Source organism: Actinomadura sp. BRA 177, from assembly GCF_013372625.1.
GTDB lineage: Bacteria > Actinomycetota > Actinomycetes > Streptosporangiales > Streptosporangiaceae > Spirillospora.
Window position 1 is genome coordinate 1 of the sequence record NZ_JABXFD010000550.1, and the last position, 17,203, is coordinate 17,203.

Sequence of the window (17,203 nt, forward strand, 5' to 3'; positions counted from 1 at the left end):
AGGCCTTCCAGATCCAGACCTCCAACAACGCCTCCAACTGGACGACCATCTACTCCACCACCAACGCAACCGGCGGAAACCAAACCCTCAACATCACCGGTAACGGCCGCTACATCCGCATGTACGGCACGACCCGCGCCACCCAATGGGGCTACTCCCTGTTCGGCATGGCCGTGCATACCGGTGACGGAGGCGGCGGCACGCTGCCCGGCGGCGGCGACCTCGGGCCGAACGTGATCGTGTTCGACCCGTCGATGAGCGCGTCCGACGTCCAGGGCAGGCTCGACGCGGTCTTCCGCGAGCAGGAGAGCAACCAGTTCGGGACGGCCCGGTACGCGCTGCTGTTCAAGCCCGGCAGCTACAACGTCAACGCGAACATCGGCTTCTACACCTCGATCGCCGGCCTCGGCCGCAACCCCGACGACGTCACCATCAACGGCGGCGTCACGGTGGACGCGGGATGGTTCGGCGGCAACGCCACGCAGAACTTCTGGCGGTCCGCCGAGAACCTGTCGATCAGCCCGTCCGGCGGCGCGGACCGGTGGGCGGTGTCGCAGGCGGCGCCGTTCCGGCGCATCCACGTGCGCGGCGACCTGAACCTCGCGCCGTCCGGCTACGGCTGGGCGAGCGGCGGCTACATCGCCGACTCCAAGGTCGACGGCCAGGTGCAGCCGTACTCGCAGCAGCAGTGGCTGACCCGCGACAGCCAGATCGGCGGCAACCTCAACGGCGTGTGGAACATGGTGTTCTCCGGTGTCGAGGGCGCGCCCGCACAGGGCTTCCCGAACCCGCCGTACACGACGCTGGACACGAGCCCGGTGACCAGGGAGAAGCCGTACCTGTACGTCGACTCCGGCAACTCCTACCGCGTCTTCGTCCCGTCGCTGCGACGCAACTCGCGCGGAACGACCTGGGCCGGCGGCTCGACCCCGGGGTCGTCGATCCCGCTGTCGCAGTTCTACGTGGCCAAGCCGGGCGACTCGGCGGCCACCATCAACAGCGCGCTGAGCCAGGGCCTCAACCTGCTGTTCACGCCCGGCATCTACCACCTGAACCAGACGATCAACGTGACGCGGCCCGACACCGTCGTGCTCGGCATCGGCTACCCGACGCTGATCCCCGACAACGGCGTCGCGGCGATGACGGTCGCGGACGTGAGCGGCGTCAAGCTGGCCGGGATGCTGTTCGACGCGGGGCCGGTCAACTCGCCGGTGCTGCTGCGGCTCGGGCCGGACGGCTCGGGCGCCGACCACGCGGGCGACCCCACGTCCGTGCAGGACGTCTTCTTCCGGATCGGCGGCGCCGGGCCCGGCAAGGCGTCCAAGAGCCTGGTCGTCAACAGCGACGACGTGCTGCTCGACCACATCTGGGCGTGGCGCGCCGACCACGGGTCCGGGGTCGGCTGGACGGTCAACACCGCCGACAACGGGGTGATCGTCAACGGCGACGACGTCACCGCGTACGGGCTGTTCGTCGAGCACTACCAGAAGTACCAGCTGGTGTGGAACGGCAACGGCGGCAAGACGATCTTCTTCCAGAACGAGATGCCGTACGACCCGCCGAGCCAGTCCGCCTGGCGGGGCGACTCGCCGGACGGCTACGCCGCCTACAAGGTCGCCGACTCGGTCACCACCCACGAGGGCTGGGGCCTCGGCAGCTACTGCTACTTCAACGTCAACCCGTCGATCGTGGCCGCGCGCGGCTTCGAGGTGCCGAACCGCCCGGGCGTCCGGTTCCACGACCTGCTGACGGTGTCGCTGGGTGGCAACGGCACGATCCGCCACGTCATCAACGACACCGGCGGGGAGGCGTCCGGCACGGACACCATCCCGGCCAACGTCGTCAGCTTCCCCTGATCCGCGGCTGACCACCCCTGCGGGCCCGCTGGTCGGGCGGGCCTGCAGGGAACCCACCCCCTCGAACGTGGAGATGCCCATGAAGCTCCCCTCGGCGATGACCGCCCTGCTGCTCCTCCTGCCCGGATCCCTGGCGCTGACGGCGGCCTCGGCGAACGCCGCCGCGTGCGGCACGTCGGACGCGGCGCTGAACCGTCCGGCGACCGCCTCGTCCAGCGAGAACGCGTCCTTCCCCGCCTCCAACGCCGTCGACGGCAACTCCGGAACCCGCTGGTCCAGCGCCTTCAGCGACCCCCAATGGCTCCAAGTCGACCTCGGAACCAGCCAGGACATCTGCCAGGTCGTCCTCAACTGGGAAGCCGCCTACGGCAAGGCCTTCCAGATCCAGACCTCCAACAACGCCTCCAACTGGACGACCATCTACTCCACCACCAACGCAACCGGCGGAAACCAAACCCTCAACATCACCGGTAACGGCCGCTACATCCGCATGTACGGGACAGCCCGCGCCACCCAGTGGGGCTACTCCCTGTTCGGCATGGCCGTGCACACGGCGGGGTCGACGACGCCGCCGACCGACGACGACTTCTGGGGCGACACGTCGAACATCCCGCCGGCGCGGAACGTCCTCACGGTCAAGGTCCTCAACCGGACGAACGGGAAGTACCCCGACAGCCAGGTGTACTGGAGCTTCAACGGCCAGACGCACTCCATCGCCGAGCAGCCCTACCTGGACATGCCGGTCAACTCGGCCGGCCGGATGTACTTCTACCTCGGCTCACCGAACAGCCGCTACCAGGACTTCATCGAGTTCACGGTCGGCAACGACGTCTTCAACGGCAACACCACCCGGGTCGACGGCTTCGGCCTCAAGATCGCCATGCGGCTGCACGCGCACGACGGGTACGACGTGTCCGTCGGCGAGGACCAGGCCACCTTCGCCGAGGACCGCTCGGCCACCTTCCAGCGGTTCATCAACGAGGTCCCGGCCGAGTTCGACTCCCTCGCCACCGTCGAGGCCCCGTACCGGATCCCGGCGCCCGGCAACGCGGCCGTGTTCCAGCCGGGCGGCGCACACGCGGGCTACTTCACCGGTTACGCCGCGTCCGTCGGCGTCTCGGCCACGACCCAGGAGGTCACCGGCTGCTCGGGGCCGCTCCGGGAGGACCCCGCCAGGTGCTCGGCGATCAACCGGCACGTCGCGCAGCTGCCGCAGTCGCAGTGGTCCGACCCGTCGCTGTTCTACAAGGCCGCGCCGGCGAACTACTACGCGAAGTTCTGGCACGACCACGCGATCGGCCACCTCGCCTACGGGTTCCCGTACGACGACTACTCCGGGCGCTCCTCCTTCGTCTCGCACGGCGACCCGCAGTACCTCCTGCTCGCCGTCGGCTGGTAACCGGAGGTTACGATGACCGCACCACGGCGGTTCACGAGCGTCCTCGCGGTCCTGGCGGTGCTCGCCGCGCTGCTAGCCGTCCCCGGACGCACCGCGCACGCGGCCACGCTGCTCTCCCAGGGCCGGCCCGTGGCGGCCTCGTCCACCGAGAGCGGTGCCTTCCCGGCGGCCGCAGTGGTGGACGGCGACACCGGCACCCGGTGGTCCAGCGCTTTCAGCGACCCGCAGTGGGTGCGGATCGACCTGGGCGAGAGCAGGAGCATCAGCCAGGTCGTCCTGAACTGGGAGGCGGCCTACGCGACCGGCTACCACCTTGACGTGTCCAACGACGGGAACTCCTGGACGACCATCTATTCCACGACCACCGGCAAGGGAGGTACCGAGACACTCGGCGTCAGCGGTAAAGGCCGTTACATCCGGTTCACGGGAACGAAGCGCGCGACCGGGTACGGGTACTCGCTCTGGGAGTTCCAGGTCTTCGGCAGCGTCGACTCGTCGTCCACCACTCCCCCGCTGCTGTCCCCGCCGACGAAGGCACCCGGGACGACGGGCCAGTTCGCGCTGTCGGCGCCCGCCGACCACGCGATGGTCACGAACACCCGGCGTCCCGCCCTGACCTGGGCGGGCGTCTCCGGCACCGCGCGCTACGAGGTGTGGATCAACGTCAGCCGCACCGACTACGACTTCACCGCGTCCGGCTCGCTGCTGGACCTCTACACCAAGGTCGCCGAGACGTCCGGGACGAGCTACACCCCGTCCTGGGACATCCGCGACCGGTGGACGTACAAGTGGTACGTCGTCGCGGTGAGCGGCTCCGGCGCGCGGACCACGTCGAACATCCGCACGTTCAGCGTCTACCTCCCCGAGATCGAGACCGTGGACGACGGCGTCAACGTGATCAACGGGGCCCGCGACCTCAACAAGAACGGCTCGATCGAGCCGTACGAGGACTGGCGGCGGCCCGTGGAAGACCGCGTGAACGACCTTCTCGGACGGATGACCACCGAGGAGAAGGCGTACCAGATGTTCTACAACGCGCAGACGTACGCCGCGTCCGGCTGGCATTTCGGCCCGGCACAGCCGAACGATCTCGACACCGTGCTGCGCAGCGCGGCGGGCACCCGGCTCGGGATCCCGCCGGTCTCGGCCGGCGACACGATCGCGGGCTATGAGACGACCTATCCCCTGCAGAGCGCTCTGGCGGCGGGGAAGAACTACCCGCTCGACTACAAGCTCGGCGACATGCAGCGCCGCGAGGAACTGGAGGTGGGAGCGCGCGGTGTCCTCGGACCACTCGCGGAGGTCGGCACCAAGGTGCTGTATCCGCGCATCCAGGAGGGCAACGGCGAGAACGCGCAGGTGGCGGCCGCTCAGGTGCGGGCGCTGGTCGCGGGGCTGCAGGGCGGGCCGGAGCTGAACCCCGGCTCCGTCCTCGCGACCGTCAAGCACTGGCCGGGCGAGGGCGCCGGCGGCGAGTCCGGCATCACTTACGACGCGGTGACGATCAAGTACCACATGATCCCCTGGCGGGCGGCGCTCGACGCCGGCGCCGTGAACATCATGCCGGGGTACGCGGGCAGTTCTTATCTCGATCCCGGCGGTCCGGGAGCCGGGAACAGCGCGCCGATCCTGCGGTACCTGCGCGACAACCTCGGCTACACCGGGCTGATCACGACCGACTGGCTGCCGTCGGGCGCGTGGGTGAGCGCGGCCAACGCCGGGTCGGACGTGATGGGCGGCGCCGACCCGGGCGCGTCCGGGTTCTCCATGGGCGACTTCATCGCGCAGGTCCCCGTCAGCCGGATCAATGACGCGGTCACCCGCGTCCTGCGGCTGAAGTTCAAGCTGGGCATCTTCGACCAGCCGTACGGCGACCCGGTGAACGGGCCGTACCGGTTCCACCAGCCGTCCTATGTGGCGCTCGCGAACCAGGCGGCGCGCGAGTCGATCACGCTGCTGAAGAACGACGGCGTCCTGCCGATCAAGCTGAAGGAAGGAGACGACATCGTGGTGGCGGGGCCGCGCGCCACCGACGGCGCCGCGTGCTGCATCTGGACGAGCTACTTCCACTCCAACTACGGCTCGCTCAACCTGCTGGACGCGATCAAGGCACGGGCGGCGAAAGCGGGGGTGACCGTCCATCAGGACAGCGCCGCGTCACCTGATCTCGCCGTCGTCGCGGTCGGCGAACCGTCCTACACGCACCGGACGGCCTGGGTGAACGAGCAGCCCTACCTGCCGCCCGACCAGCTCGCCCTCATCAGGCAGTTCCACGACCAGGGCGTGCCGGTGGTCGTGGTGATGGACCTGCCGCGCCCGACCGTCATCAGCGAATGGAACGGCCTCGCCGACGCCATCGTGATGACCTACCGGGGCGGCGAGGAGGTCGGGCCGGCGACGGCGAGCCTGCTGTTCGGCGACTACACGCCGCGCGGGCGGCTGCCCTGGCAGCTTCCGCGCAGCGTCGACCAGATCCTCAAGCCGGGCGGAATCGACCGGCCCGAGGACGCCGTCGAGGACTGGAACATCCCCTACGACCTCGGCGCGACCGCCGCCGAGCGGGCCGACATCCGCGCCCACATCGACGCGGGCCAGCCGCCGCCCACCGGCTACGGCGACCCGCTCTACCCCTACGGCGCCGGCCTGCAAGGCTGGTGACCCCATCGGCCCGCGCCGGGACGCCCCGGCGCGGGTCTTTCTATGGGCGTCCTATTCGGGTGCGGGGTCGACGAAGACCATCCACTCCCGGCGGGTGCCGCCCAGTTCGGCGGTCAGCGTGACCGTCACGAACTCCTGCACGTCGGCGGTCGTGCCGGTGAACGTCGCCGAGGAGGCACCGGCCGGGACGACGACCTCGGCGGGGACCTGCAGGACGGGATCGTCGGTCGTCAACCTGACGGTGAGCGGCTCACTCGTGACGGTGCCGAGGTGGACCGTCCCTTCGAAGGTCTGGCCGCCGTAGAGCGGCCACGGCAACTCCACCTCCTTGAGCCCCGGATGGACGCGGACAGTGTGGCTCGTGCTTCCCACGCCCTCGATGGTCGCGGTGATCGTGACCTCGCCGTCGATGTCGTAGGGCGCGGAGATCTGCACGGGCAGCGCTCCGCTGGTCCCTTCCGTGAGAGGCATCGGGAAGGGCAGGTTCATCCTCGGGTTGTCCGAGGTGAAGGTCACATTCACGCCGCCGTGCGGGACGAGGTTCGGCAGGTCGAGGGTCATGTTGTAGGTGAAGCCGCCGCCGTACATGGTTCCCGATCCGGTGAGGCTCCAGTCGCCGGGATTGTACGTCCACGCCTGCACCGCCACGACGGCCGTCAGGGATTGGCCGGGCAGTCTTGCGGTGATCGTGACCTCGGCGTCCTGCGGAATGCGAACGGTCTTCCCATAGGATCCGGCCAGGCCGAGTGCACCCCGCGGAATGGTGATGGACGCGGGCAGGCTGAGCGCCTCGTTGTCGCTCTCGAACTGGACGGTCATTCCGCCTTCGGGTGCGGTGCCGTTCACCCCGAAGTTCAGGAAGACGCTGTCGCCGCTGATCACCGACGTGTCGGCCTGCAGGAACTTGAGGCCGGGCTGGAGCGCCAGTGGCCGGCTGATTTCCTGGCGCCGCATCTTCGCGGTGATCAGGACGTTGAAATCACCGTAAATGTAGTCGGGCTGGTACGTCCGGATCGGGAAGGCGGCCGCGGTCCGTCCCGCCGGGACGGTGACCCGCGCGGGCACGCCCACCCAGGCCGGGTCCGCGGACGTGAGGGCCACCCTGACGGCCCGGTGCCCGGCGCAGTCCAGCCGGACCGTGCCGGTCGCCCCGGCACCCGAGTGCACCTTTCCGGCGGGCAGTTCCAGGGCCGCGACCCCCGGCCGGCAACCGGGGGCGCCCGCCGTTTCCGCATTCGCCGGAACGGCGATTCCGAATACCCCGGTGGCGGCGGCCATGACGACGGCCGCCCACGCTCTCACCAGCTTCATTCCCACGCCCTTTCACATCGTGCGATGCATCGGCCGCATTCAGCGACCGAGAACGGGGGAATGCATCTCCGGAACGTCCGGAAGTTATCGGGGTGGTAATCCGGTAAAACAGTTCACGCCATACCGAATTCCGCGCCCAGAAAGGCTCGGGCGCTGGTCGGCCGGCCGTCCGAGCGCCCCGTCCGCCGCAGCGGCACCACCGGCCCCGGGGACGTCGCCGGGGTTGTGCGGTGGTGTTCGCTTGTGGATGATTAGCGGGAGTTTTGAGCGTGAACGCGCAGGAGGTCCGGTGGCGACAAGGTTCGACCTGCTGGTGGTCGGGGACGCGAACCCCGACGTGGTGCTGGTGGACGCGCCGCGCCGGCCGGCGTTCGGGCAGCGGGAGGAGCTGGTCCGGCACGGCGAGCTGGCGCTGGGCGGGTCGGCGGCGATCATGGCGTGCGGCGCGGCGCGGCTCGGGCTGCGCACCGCGTTCGCCGGACGGGTCGGAGACGACGCCGCCGGGCGGTTCGTGCTCGACGCGCTGACGCGAAGGGGCGTGGACGTGTCGGCGTGCACCGTCGATCCGTCCCGCCCGACCGGGTTGACGGTGATCCTCAACGAGGGCGGCGACCGCGCGATCCTGACCGCGCTCGGGACGCTGCCGGAGATGACGGCGGAGGACGTCCCGGCCACGGTGCTGGAAGGCGTCCGGCATGTGCACGCCGCGTCGTACTTCCTGCAGCCGGGGCTCGCGGCCGGGCTGCCGGGCCTGTTCGCGGCGGCGCGCGCCGCCGGGGCGACCACCTCGCTCGACACCAACGACGACCCGTCCGGGCGGTGGGACGGGCTGGACGCCGTGCTCGCCATGACCGACGTGCTGCTGCCCAACGAGGCCGAAGCCCGCGCCATCGCCGGAACCGATGACCTGGCCGAAGCCGCGCGCATGCTGGCCTCGCGCGGGCCGCTGCCGGTGATCAAGTGCGGGGCGGCGGGCGCGCTGGCGTGGGACGGGGAACCCGTGCGGGCCGCTCCCATGCCGGCCGAGCCCCTCGACACCGTCGGGGCCGGCGACTCGTTCGACGCCGGTCTCCTGGCCGGGCGGCTGCGCGGCCTCGGCCTGCCGGACTCGCTCGCGGTGGCGGCGGCGGCCGGGGCGCTGTCCACCCGCGCGTACGGGGGCACCGCCGCCCAGCCCACCTGGAAAGAGGCCGCCGCGGCGGCCCGTCTCCCCGAGAGGACCGTCCGATGACCAAGATCGCCTTCGTGGGGGCGGGGAGCGTGGTGTTCACGCAGTCCCTGCTCGCGGATCTGCTGGCGTTCCCCGAACTGGCGGACGCGCACATCGCGCTGCACGACATCGACGCCGAGCGGCTGGCGACCGCCGAGGCGGCGGCGCGGAAGATCGCCGAGGCGCGCGGCGCCCGCCCGGTGATCTCCGCCCATCTGGAGCGGCGGGCGGCCCTGGACGGCGCCGACTTCGTGATCAACATGATCCAGGTGGGCGGGCACGGCTCGACGGTCACCGACTTCGAGATCCCGGCGCGGTTCGGGCTCCGCCAGACGATCGCCGACACGGTCGGGGTCGGCGGGATCTTCCGGGCGCTGCGCACGTTCCCTGTGCTGGACGGCATCGCGGCGGACATGGCGGCCTGCTGCCCGGACGCCTGGCTGCTCAACTACACCAACCCGATGGCGATGAACGTCTGGTACCTGGCCGCCGCCACGCCCGTCCGCAACGCGGTGGGGCTGTGCCATTCGGTGTACTGGACGACGCGCGACCTCGCCGAACTCGTCGGCGTCCCGTACGAGGAGATCTCGTACCTGGCGGCGGGCGTCAACCACCAGGCGTGGGTGCTGAAGCTCCAGCGGAACGGCGAAGACCTGTACCCGCTGCTGGACGAGGCGATCGAGCGCGATCCGGAGCTGCGGCGACGGGTGCGGGTCGAGATGTACCGGCGGCTCGGCTACTACCCGACCGAGACGAGCGAGCATTCGTCGGAGTACGTCCCGTGGTTCCTGCGGCACGACGCGGAGATCGAGCGGCTGCGCATCCCGGTGGACGAGTACATCCGGGTCAGCGAGGAGAACCTGCGCGACTACGCGGCGACGCGAGCGGCGCTTGCTGCGGGCGAGCCGATCCCGGTCGAGGGAAGCATGGAGTACGCGCCGCAGATCATCCACAGCATGGTCACCGGTCGCCCGCGGGTCGTCTACGGCAACGTCGCGAACCGGGGCCTGATCGGCAACCTGCCGGAGGGCTGCGCGGTCGAGGTGCCCTGCCTAGTGGACGCGCAAGGCGTGCAGCCGACGGCCATCGGCGACCTGCCGCCCCAGTGCGCGGCGCTGAACCGGTCGTTCGTCAGCGTCGGTGAGCTGACGGTCAGGGCGGCGATGGAGGGACGTCCCGACCACATCAGGCACGCGGCGATGGCGGATCCGAACACGGCGGCTACGCTCACGCTGGAGGAGATCTGGACGCTGTGCGACGAAATGGTGAAGGCGCACGGGGACCTGCTGCCCGAGCCGCTGCGCCGAACCGGTCTGTCGTGAAGCGGACGATCGCCGCCCTCGCGGGCCTTTCCGTCGTGTTCACGCTGGCCGGGGCGGGTCCGGCGAGCGCCGTGACCGGCAGCGTGAAGGTGCGGCCGGGGGACGACTGGACGCTGCCGGGCTGGGTGCGGCCGTCGGCGAACTCGGGGTTCTTCTCCGAGGAGGCGGCACCGAAGGCCCATGTCGACACGCGTAGCGTGGACCTGACCTGGCGCCAGCTCCAGCCGGACAACCCCGGGCAGTTGGTCACCGGCACGACCGGCGTCGCACAGGACATGGACTTCGCGTCGCTCCGCGAACAGCTCGCCGACCACCGGCCGTTCTGGATGCGCGTCTTCGCCAGCGGGACGGAATGGGCGCCCGAATGGGTCGCCGACGAGTGCGGTGTGCAGGCGGTCGGCCCCGACTACGACAGCCAGTACCACCTGCCGATCTGGAACGAATGCGTGTGGGGACGTCTCCTCGGCGTCTACAAGAAGCTGTTCGTCGAGAAGGGGCTGCGCGCCGACCCTCGGCTGAAGTTCGTCTACGTACCGGGCGCGTTCACCTGGGCGGAGTTCGATTACGACATCATCAGCCAGGCCGCCGAGAAAGGGCTGACGTTCGAGAAGTACCGCTCGTGGTACCGGCACGCGTGGCGGGATCTGGTCGATATCTTCGGCCCGTACAGCGACAAGCTCGTGTTCACCGGCGAGGACTACCCGTGGGGGCCGTGGGGCTCGAAAACGGACCTGTTCGCCAGGCAGGCGGTGGACGCGGGCCTCGGCATCCGCACCGGCATCACCGAGGAGTTCAACTTCCACCTCAATGAGGCGCCCTCCTACGGCAGCCGTATCGAGCCCGACGGGCACCTGACGGTGGACGAGAGCATGCCCGTGCACGACGGAAAGCACATCGTCGCCACTGAGAACGAGTGCTACAACGACTGCGGATACACCACGGACGACCCGTACTACGCCGTCCGGCAGTCGAACCTGAAGGCGCTCCAGTTGCGCATGAACTGGATTTACGTGGTGCCGGGGCCGTCCTACATGAAGGAGTATCCGGACCACTGGCGATGGGTGCGGCTGAGCATCGGCAAGACCGCGTCCACGTCACCGGACGCGTGGGCGGCGCTGCGCGACGCCGAGGACACCTATTGGCGCGACAACACAGGCCCCTTCACCGGTGACCGCGAGTGGGTCGGCAAACCCTGGGTGCGCAATCTCGAACGCTGGCTCGTGCAACGCGATGTCGGCCCGGACGGGAACGCTCGCCGCTCAACCGCCGACGTCCACACGGGCGCCCTCACCGAAGAGAACGGCACCGCCTACGAGGGACTGAGCACCGACCGCGCGCACGGGCAGACGTCCCTGTACTTCGACCTGGACGACCGCTTCCTGCACGGCCGGCGTGGGCCGGTGCAGATAAAGGTGACGTACCGGGACGCGGGCAAGGGCGCCTGGTGGATCGAGCACCAGGACGGCCGCACGCCACGGGTGCGGCGCACGGGCGACGGGAAGTGGAAAACCGCGACGTTCCGGCTCCCGCGGGCCACGTTCGCCGACCGCCTCACCGGCAGCACCGACTTCCGCATCGTCACCGGCCGCGGCACCGACCTGGACGTCCGTTTCGTCCGCGTAGTCCGGCAACGTCATTGAAGAAGACGCAGCGCGTTGCCTGCGTAGACCATCTCCAGGACGTCCGCAGGCAGGTCGAGGGCGGAGACGGTCCACCGGCCCTGCGGCGGCACCTCCTCCTCCGGCGAGTAGGGGAAGTGCTCGTCGGCCGTCTCCAGGAACCGGAAGTGCGCCGGGTAGGACGATGCCGACAGCGGGAACGCGTCGGTGCCGAACAGGACGCGGTCCGGATGCCGCAGCAGCAGTGCGCGGGCCGCGCGGGGGCGGCGGCCCAGCTCGGCGATGCGGCCGGCGATGTCGATGTGGAAGTTGGGGTGCTCGTCCAGCATCCGTGACACCCACCGCAGGTCTTCGGCGTAGCAGCCGACGTGCGCGCCGATGAACGTGGTGCGCGGGTGCGCGGTGACGAGGCCCTCCAGGGCGTCCATGAGCCGGGCGAACGTGGGCAGGCCGGGACGTCCGAAGTGCCAGCCGGGGTTGGCCAGCAGTTCTTCCAGGCGTTCGTTGTGCCGGTCGACGGGCGCGAAGAACGCCACGGGGTCGGCCGTGTGGATCAGCACGGGCGGGCCTAGGTCGCCGGCGGCGTCGAAGACCGGGGCGAGCATGGGGTCGTCCGGCAGGACGAGGCGGCCGTCCGGTCCCGTGTAGTGGAGGCCGAGCGTCTTCCAGACCTTGAGGCCGCGCGCTCCGAGCGTCCGCGAGTTCGCAAGGCTGCTCACAAGGTGCTCGATCCCGTCGTGTTCGCGCAGCAGGTTCCAGTCGAGCTGGCAGAAGGTGCGGAACCGGCCGGGGTGGGCGCGGTCGTAGCGGTCGAGGTTGGCCGACAGCTCCTCGCCCCACATACCGTCCAGGTTCACGATGGCGTCGACGTGGTGCTCGTCCATCAGCGCGATGAGCAGGCCGACCTCCGGTGCCATCCAGCCGCCGTCCTCGGTGAGCCACCGGCCGAGGTGGTTGTGCGCGTCCACGCACCGGAACCGGGGACGCGGCACGCGGCTCCCCGGAAGCTCCACGCTCGGGCGCGGAATGTAGTCGGCCAGCCGCAGCTCGCGCAGATCAGACATCGTTTCCCACCCTGAATGATGTTTTCTGCTTCTTTCTCTTCACTTTCGAGCAGAAGCAAGCATAGAGTCTCGGATCACATCACACCCCCGGGAGGGCCGATGGCCAACAGACTGCGCGGCGCGGTGGCGCTCGCGGCGGCGGCACTGCTCGCCGTGACGGCCGCCGCGTGCGGCGGCGGCGACGCGGACGGCGGCAAGGTGAAGATCACCTGGTGGCACGGGCAGGCGGCGCCGTACGACGAGCCGATCAAGAAGCTCGCGGCCGCGTACTCCGCGGCGCACCCGGACGTCGAGATCGTCCCCCAGCTCGGCACCAGCAACGTCGACAACATGCTGCAGAAGGTCACCGCCGCGCTGGCCGGCGGCGACGCCCCCGACATCGCCTACATGTACGGGTCGTGGACGGCGACGCTGGCCGGGAACCGCAAGGTCGTCGACCTCACCGACACCGTCAAGGACCCGGCCTTCGGGTGGGACGACTTCTGGGAGTCCGAGCGCGCCGCCGCCACCGTGGACGGCAAGGTCGTCGGGATCCCGGCCGTGATCGACAACCTGGGCGTGGTCTACAACAAGAAGCTGTTCGACGCCGCGCACGTCACCTACCCCAAGCCCGACTGGACCTGGCAGGACTTCCGCGACGCCGCCAGGAAGCTGACCGACCCGGGCAAGAAGATCTACGGCACCACCTACCCGGTGAGCGGCGCCGAGGACACGGTGTGGCGGCTGTGGCCGATGCTGTGGCAGCAGGGCGGCGACATCCTGACCCCGGACGGGAAGAAGGCCGCGTTCAACACCCCGCAGGCCGCCGCAGCGCTCGACCTGTGGCGCGGCATGGCCCGCGACGACAAGTCGGTGTACCTCGACCAGAACGGCGAGAAGTTCCTGCCGCTGTTCCAGTCCGGCAAGGTCGCGATGGTGGTGACCGGCCCGTTCGCGCTGCTGGACTTCCGGGAGCACAAGATCGACTACGGGGTCGTCCCGCTGCCCGGTTACAACGGGAACCACGAGACGATCTCGGGCCCGGACTTCTGGGTGCTGTTCGACAACGGGTCGCGGCGCGCGAAGGCGGCCACGGAGTTCGCCGCCTGGCTGGCCGAGCCGGAGCAGGACGCCGCCTGGTCCCTCGCGGTCGGCAACCTGCCGCTGCGCAAGGCGACCACGCGGCTGCCCGAGTACGAGAAGTACGTCGACGACTTCCCGGGGGCGGCCGAGTTCGTCGCCAACCTGGACAACGCCAAGAAGGCCCGGCCGAGCAGCGCCGCCTACGCGAAGTTCTCCGAGGCGGTCGGCAACGCCATCACCAGGTCGCTGATCGCCGGGACGCCCGCGAGCGAGACGCTGGGCGAGGCGGCGAAGCGCACCGACGAGCTGCTCGCCAAGGAAAAGTGACATGACGGTGGGCACCGCTCCGCCCCGCCTCGCGCGGACGACGCACGCGGCGGGGCGGAAGGGGACGACGCGCCGGCGCCTGATGCCGCACCTGGTGGGCTGGGGGTTCGTGGGTCCGGCCACGCTCGTCGTCGTCGGGCTGTCGCTGTTCCCGGCGGTCTGGGCGCTGTGGCTGTCGCTGCACGACAGCGACCTGATCTCCAGCGGCGAGTTCGTCGGGCTGGCCAACTATCGGGAGATGGTGCACGACCCCGCGCTGCGGGACGCGGCGTGGCACACGGCCGTCTACACCGTCCTGTACGTGCCGGGGTCGGTGCTGATCGGGCTGCCGCTCGCGGTGGCGCTGAACCAGCGGATCCGCGGGATCGGCTTCTACCGGACGTGCATCTTCGTCCCGTACGTGACGTCGGCGGCGGCGGTCGGCATCCTCTCCAACTTCGTCCTCGATCCCGAGTTCGGCGTCGTCAACAGCGGCGTGAAGCTGCTCGGGCTGTCCAACGCGGGATTCCTGCAGGACCCGGACCAGGCGCTCTACACGCTGGTGGCGATCTCGCTGTGGTGGTCGGTCGGGCTGCCGGTCGTGGTGTACCTCGCCGCGCTGCAGGACGTCCCGCGCGAGCTGCAAGAGGCGGCGCTCGTGGACGGCGCGAACCCGTGGCAGGCGTTCCGGAACGTGACGCTGCCGCAGCTGCGGCCGGCGACCACGTTCGTCGTCATCTGGCAGATGATCACCGCGCTGCAGCTGTTCGACCTGGTCTACACGACGACCAAGGGACAGCCGCTCGACTCGACCTCGGTGCTCGTCTACTACCTCTACGAGCAGGCGTTCAAGCAGTTCAACGCCGGATACGGGGCGGCGGTGGCGTACGCGCTGTTCGTGGTGACGCTGGTGGTGTCGGCCGTCATGCTGCGGCGGTCCGCAGGCACGGCGGCGGGAGCCCGGTCATGATCGGGGCGAACCGCCGCTGGATGCTGCACGTCGTCCTCATCCCGGTGGCGGTACTGTTCGCGGCGCCGCTGGTGTGGATGGTGCTGACGTCGCTGATGCCGGACGCCGACCTGAACCGGCTGCCGCCGCGGCTGCTGCCGGACCACATCAACCTGGGCGGCTACCGGAAGGTCCTCACCGAGAACGACTATCCGCGCTGGTTCCTGAACACGCTGATCGTGTCGGCGGTGGCCGTGCTGTCGCACGTGGTGCTGTGCTCGCTCGCGGGCTACGGCTTCGCGCGGCTGCGGTTCGCGGGGAGCCGGCTCGGGTTCCTCGCCGTGATGGTCACGATCATGATCCCGGTGCAGCTGCTGATGATCCCGACGTTCCTGATGTTCCGGGTGCTGGGGCTCATCGACACGCTCGGCGCGGCGTTCGTGCCGTGGCTGGCGAGCGCGTTCGGCGTCTTCCTCATGCGGCAGTTCTTCCTGTCGGTGCCGCATGAGCTGGAGGAGGCGGCGCGGATCGACGGCTGCGGGCGGCTCGGGGTGTTCTTCCTGATCGTGCTGCCGATGGCCCGCCCGGCGATCGCCACGCTGGTCGTCTTCACGCTGCTCGGCTCGTGGAACGACCTGATCTGGCCGCTGATCGCGATCAACTCCGAGAGCACGTTCACGCTGCAGATGGGCCTGTCGACGTTCTCCGGGACGCGGCACACCGAGTGGTCGTCGCTGATGGCGGGCAACACGCTCGCCACCGCGCCGCTGCTGATCGCCTTCCTGGTGGCGCAGCGCCACTTCATCGCCACGATGTCGTTCAGCGGCCTCAAGGGCTGACACCGGGCGCCGATCCCCCATGTACCCAACAGTCGATACAAGTCAGGAGATTTCATGACCGGCAACCGCATCATGTCCGAGATCGCCGCGCAGCCGGCGTGCTGGGGACGGGCCGCCGCGCTGGCGGGGCGGGTCCGGGACGCGCTTCCGGCCCGCGGGGAGCGGGTGGCGGTCGTCGGATGCGGCACCTCGCTGTTCATGGCGCAGGCGTACGCCGCGCTGCGCGAGGACGGCGGGCACGGCGAGACCGACGCGTTCGCCGCCTCGGAGATGCCGCCCGGCCGCCGCTACGACCGGGTGCTGGCGCTGACCCGGTCGGGGACGACGACCGAGGTCCTGGACGTCCTGGACCGGCTCGGCGGCACCGTGCGGACGACCGCGATCACCGCCGACCCGGACACCCCGGTGTCCAAGAGCGCCGGACGGGTGATCGCGCTGGAGTTCGCCGACGAGGAGTCGGTCGTCCAGACCCGGTTCGCCACCACGCAGCTCGCGTTGCTGCGCGCCCACCTCGGCGAGGACCTCACGGCCGCGATCGCCGACGCCGAGGCCGCCGTGACCGACCCGCTGCCGCCGGAGCTGCTGGACGCGGAGCAGGTCACGTTCCTCGGCCGCGGCTGGACGGTCGGGATCGCGCGGGAGGCCGCGCTGAAGATGCGCGAGGCGGCGGGCTTCTGGACGGAGGCGTACCCGGCGATGGAGTACCGGCACGGCCCGATCAGCATCACCGGCCCCGGCCGGGCGGTGTGGATGTTCGGCGGCCTCCCGGACGGGCTCGCCGAGCAGGTTGCGGCGACCGGCGGGACGCTGTGCGCGTCCGCCGCCGACCCGCTCGCCGACCTCATCCGGGCACAGCGGCTCGCGGTCGCGCGCGCGGAGGCCGCCGGGCTCGACCCCGAACGGCCCCGCCACCTGACCCGGTCGGTGATCCTGGACGCCGACGCGTGATCGTCACCGTCACGCTGAACGCGGCGCTCGACGACACCTACGAGGTGCCGGACGCGCGGTCCGGCGAGGTCAACCGGGTGGCGGCGGTGCATCGGCGGCCGGGCGGCAAGGGCGTCAACGTGGCGCGGGTGCTGCGCGGCCTCGGCCACGAGGTGGTCGCGACCGGGCTGTCCGGCGGCGCGGCGGGACGGCAGATCGAGGAGGGGCTCGCCTCCCTCGGCGTGCCTGCGTCGTTCAGCCCGGTGGCCGCCGAATCACGCCGGACGGTCACGGTCGTCGGCCCCGACGTCACGATGTTCTGCGAGCCGGGCCCCACCGTGACCGCCGCCGAATGGGACGGGTTCCTCGCCCGCTACGAGTCCCTGACCAGCGACGCCGCCGTGATCGTGCTGTCGGGGAGCCTGCCCCCGGGCGTCCCGCCGGACGCCTACGCCGAGCTGGCCCGGCGCGCCGCCGGCCCGGTGATCCTGGACGCCGACGGGGAGGCGCTGCGGCTCGGCGTCGCCGGACGTCCCGACGTGGTGAAGCCGAACGCCGACGAGCTGCCGTTTCTTATACACATCTGCCGCTGCCCACGAAGAGGATAGAGTAGGCCTTGGGAGCCGGCGTATCAACTAAAAAAAAAAACAGAACACAGACAAACCACAACGCACACACACA

General features: G+C 70.2%; 13 protein-coding genes. 11 read left to right on the plus strand and 2 right to left on the minus strand.

Going from position 1 to position 17,203, the window contains the following annotated elements:
- From HUX53_RS31075 to HUX53_RS31085, 3 genes are all read left to right on the plus strand, one after another.
- On the plus strand, positions 1–1,856 hold a 1,856-nt coding region (locus HUX53_RS31075), incomplete at its 5' end, for a discoidin domain-containing protein (protein ID WP_176406777.1).
- Between the two features lie 79 nt (positions 1,857–1,935).
- Positions 1,936–3,255 (plus strand): beta-1,3-glucanase family protein, encoded by a 1,320-nt coding sequence (locus HUX53_RS31080; protein WP_255205817.1) that lies wholly within the window; start codon positions 1,936–1,938, stop codon positions 3,253–3,255.
- Between the two features lie 12 nt (positions 3,256–3,267).
- The gene (locus HUX53_RS31085; protein ID WP_176406778.1) at positions 3,268–5,913 is read left to right on the plus strand and encodes a glycoside hydrolase family 3 C-terminal domain-containing protein; all 2,646 of its coding nucleotides are present in this window, start codon (positions 3,268–3,270) and stop codon (positions 5,911–5,913) included.
- A 51-nt stretch (positions 5,914–5,964) separates the two neighbouring features.
- Here HUX53_RS31085 and HUX53_RS31090 read toward each other — a convergent pair whose 3' ends face one another.
- Entirely contained in the window at positions 5,965–7,224 is a 1,260-nt protein-coding gene (locus HUX53_RS31090) for a hypothetical protein (RefSeq protein WP_176406779.1), read from the minus strand.
- A 289-nt stretch (positions 7,225–7,513) separates the two neighbouring features.
- On the opposite strand from HUX53_RS31090, the gene HUX53_RS31095 reads away from it, so the two are divergent.
- From HUX53_RS31095 to HUX53_RS31105, 3 genes are read left to right on the plus strand one after another with little or no spacing between them, the layout of a single operon-like run.
- Complete coding sequence (locus HUX53_RS31095) at positions 7,514–8,455, plus strand: carbohydrate kinase family protein (RefSeq protein WP_176406780.1); 942 nt, start codon at positions 7,514–7,516, stop codon at positions 8,453–8,455.
- On the plus strand, positions 8,452–9,756 hold the full coding sequence (locus tag HUX53_RS31100; protein WP_176406781.1) for an alpha-glucosidase/alpha-galactosidase: 1,305 nt from the start codon (positions 8,452–8,454) through the stop codon (positions 9,754–9,756). Before HUX53_RS31095 ends, HUX53_RS31100 begins: the two co-directional genes overlap by 4 nt.
- Positions 9,753–11,396 (plus strand): hypothetical protein, encoded by a 1,644-nt coding sequence (locus HUX53_RS31105; RefSeq protein WP_176406782.1) that lies wholly within the window; start codon positions 9,753–9,755, stop codon positions 11,394–11,396. The genes HUX53_RS31100 and HUX53_RS31105 overlap by 4 nt, the downstream gene beginning before the upstream one ends.
- Here the strand turns inward: HUX53_RS31105 and HUX53_RS31110 are convergent.
- Positions 11,390–12,439, minus strand: coding sequence for an amidohydrolase family protein (locus HUX53_RS31110; protein ID WP_176406783.1), 1,050 nt, complete (start codon positions 12,437–12,439; stop codon positions 11,390–11,392). The genes HUX53_RS31105 and HUX53_RS31110 overlap by 7 nt on opposite strands.
- 99 nt (positions 12,440–12,538) lie before the next feature.
- Between HUX53_RS31110 and HUX53_RS31115 the strand changes: the two genes are divergently transcribed.
- From HUX53_RS31115 to HUX53_RS31135, 5 genes are read left to right on the plus strand one after another with little or no spacing between them, the layout of a single operon-like run.
- Positions 12,539–13,828: an ABC transporter substrate-binding protein gene (locus HUX53_RS31115; protein ID WP_176406784.1), complete on the plus strand. Its 1,290-nt coding sequence runs from the start codon at positions 12,539–12,541 to the stop codon at positions 13,826–13,828.
- A 1-nt stretch (position 13,829) separates the two neighbouring features.
- Positions 13,830–14,777 carry a carbohydrate ABC transporter permease gene (locus HUX53_RS31120; protein WP_176406785.1) on the plus strand — a complete coding sequence of 316 codons (948 nt, stop codon included), beginning with the start codon at positions 13,830–13,832 and terminating at the stop codon, positions 14,775–14,777.
- Entirely contained in the window at positions 14,774–15,595 is an 822-nt protein-coding gene (locus tag HUX53_RS31125) for a carbohydrate ABC transporter permease (protein ID WP_176406786.1), read from the plus strand. The genes HUX53_RS31120 and HUX53_RS31125 overlap by 4 nt, the downstream gene beginning before the upstream one ends.
- A 54-nt stretch (positions 15,596–15,649) precedes the next feature.
- Positions 15,650–16,543 (plus strand): SIS domain-containing protein, encoded by an 894-nt coding sequence (locus HUX53_RS31130; protein ID WP_176406787.1) that lies wholly within the window; start codon positions 15,650–15,652, stop codon positions 16,541–16,543.
- On the plus strand, positions 16,540–17,130 hold the full coding sequence (locus HUX53_RS31135) for a PfkB family carbohydrate kinase (RefSeq protein ID WP_176406788.1): 591 nt from the start codon (positions 16,540–16,542) through the stop codon (positions 17,128–17,130). Before HUX53_RS31130 ends, HUX53_RS31135 begins: the two co-directional genes overlap by 4 nt.
- The last annotated feature ends 73 nt before the right edge of the window (positions 17,131–17,203 follow it).

Coding starts and splice junctions, on each gene's coding strand:
- HUX53_RS31080 (WP_255205817.1), top strand. CDS start 1,936: ATGAAGCTCCCCTCGGCGATGACCGCCCTGCTGCTCCTCCTGCCCGGA.
- HUX53_RS31085 (WP_176406778.1), top strand. CDS start 3,268: ATGACCGCACCACGGCGGTTCACGAGCGTCCTCGCGGTCCTGGCGGTG.
- HUX53_RS31090 (WP_176406779.1), bottom strand. CDS start 7,224: ATGAAGCTGGTGAGAGCGTGGGCGGCCGTCGTCATGGCCGCCGCCACC.
- HUX53_RS31100 (WP_176406781.1), top strand. CDS start 8,452: ATGACCAAGATCGCCTTCGTGGGGGCGGGGAGCGTGGTGTTCACGCAG.
- HUX53_RS31110 (WP_176406783.1), bottom strand. CDS start 12,439: ATGTCTGATCTGCGCGAGCTGCGGCTGGCCGACTACATTCCGCGCCCG.
- HUX53_RS31115 (WP_176406784.1), top strand. CDS start 12,539: ATGGCCAACAGACTGCGCGGCGCGGTGGCGCTCGCGGCGGCGGCACTG.
- HUX53_RS31120 (WP_176406785.1), top strand. CDS start 13,830: ATGACGGTGGGCACCGCTCCGCCCCGCCTCGCGCGGACGACGCACGCG.
- HUX53_RS31125 (WP_176406786.1), top strand. CDS start 14,774: ATGATCGGGGCGAACCGCCGCTGGATGCTGCACGTCGTCCTCATCCCG.
- HUX53_RS31130 (WP_176406787.1), top strand. CDS start 15,650: ATGACCGGCAACCGCATCATGTCCGAGATCGCCGCGCAGCCGGCGTGC.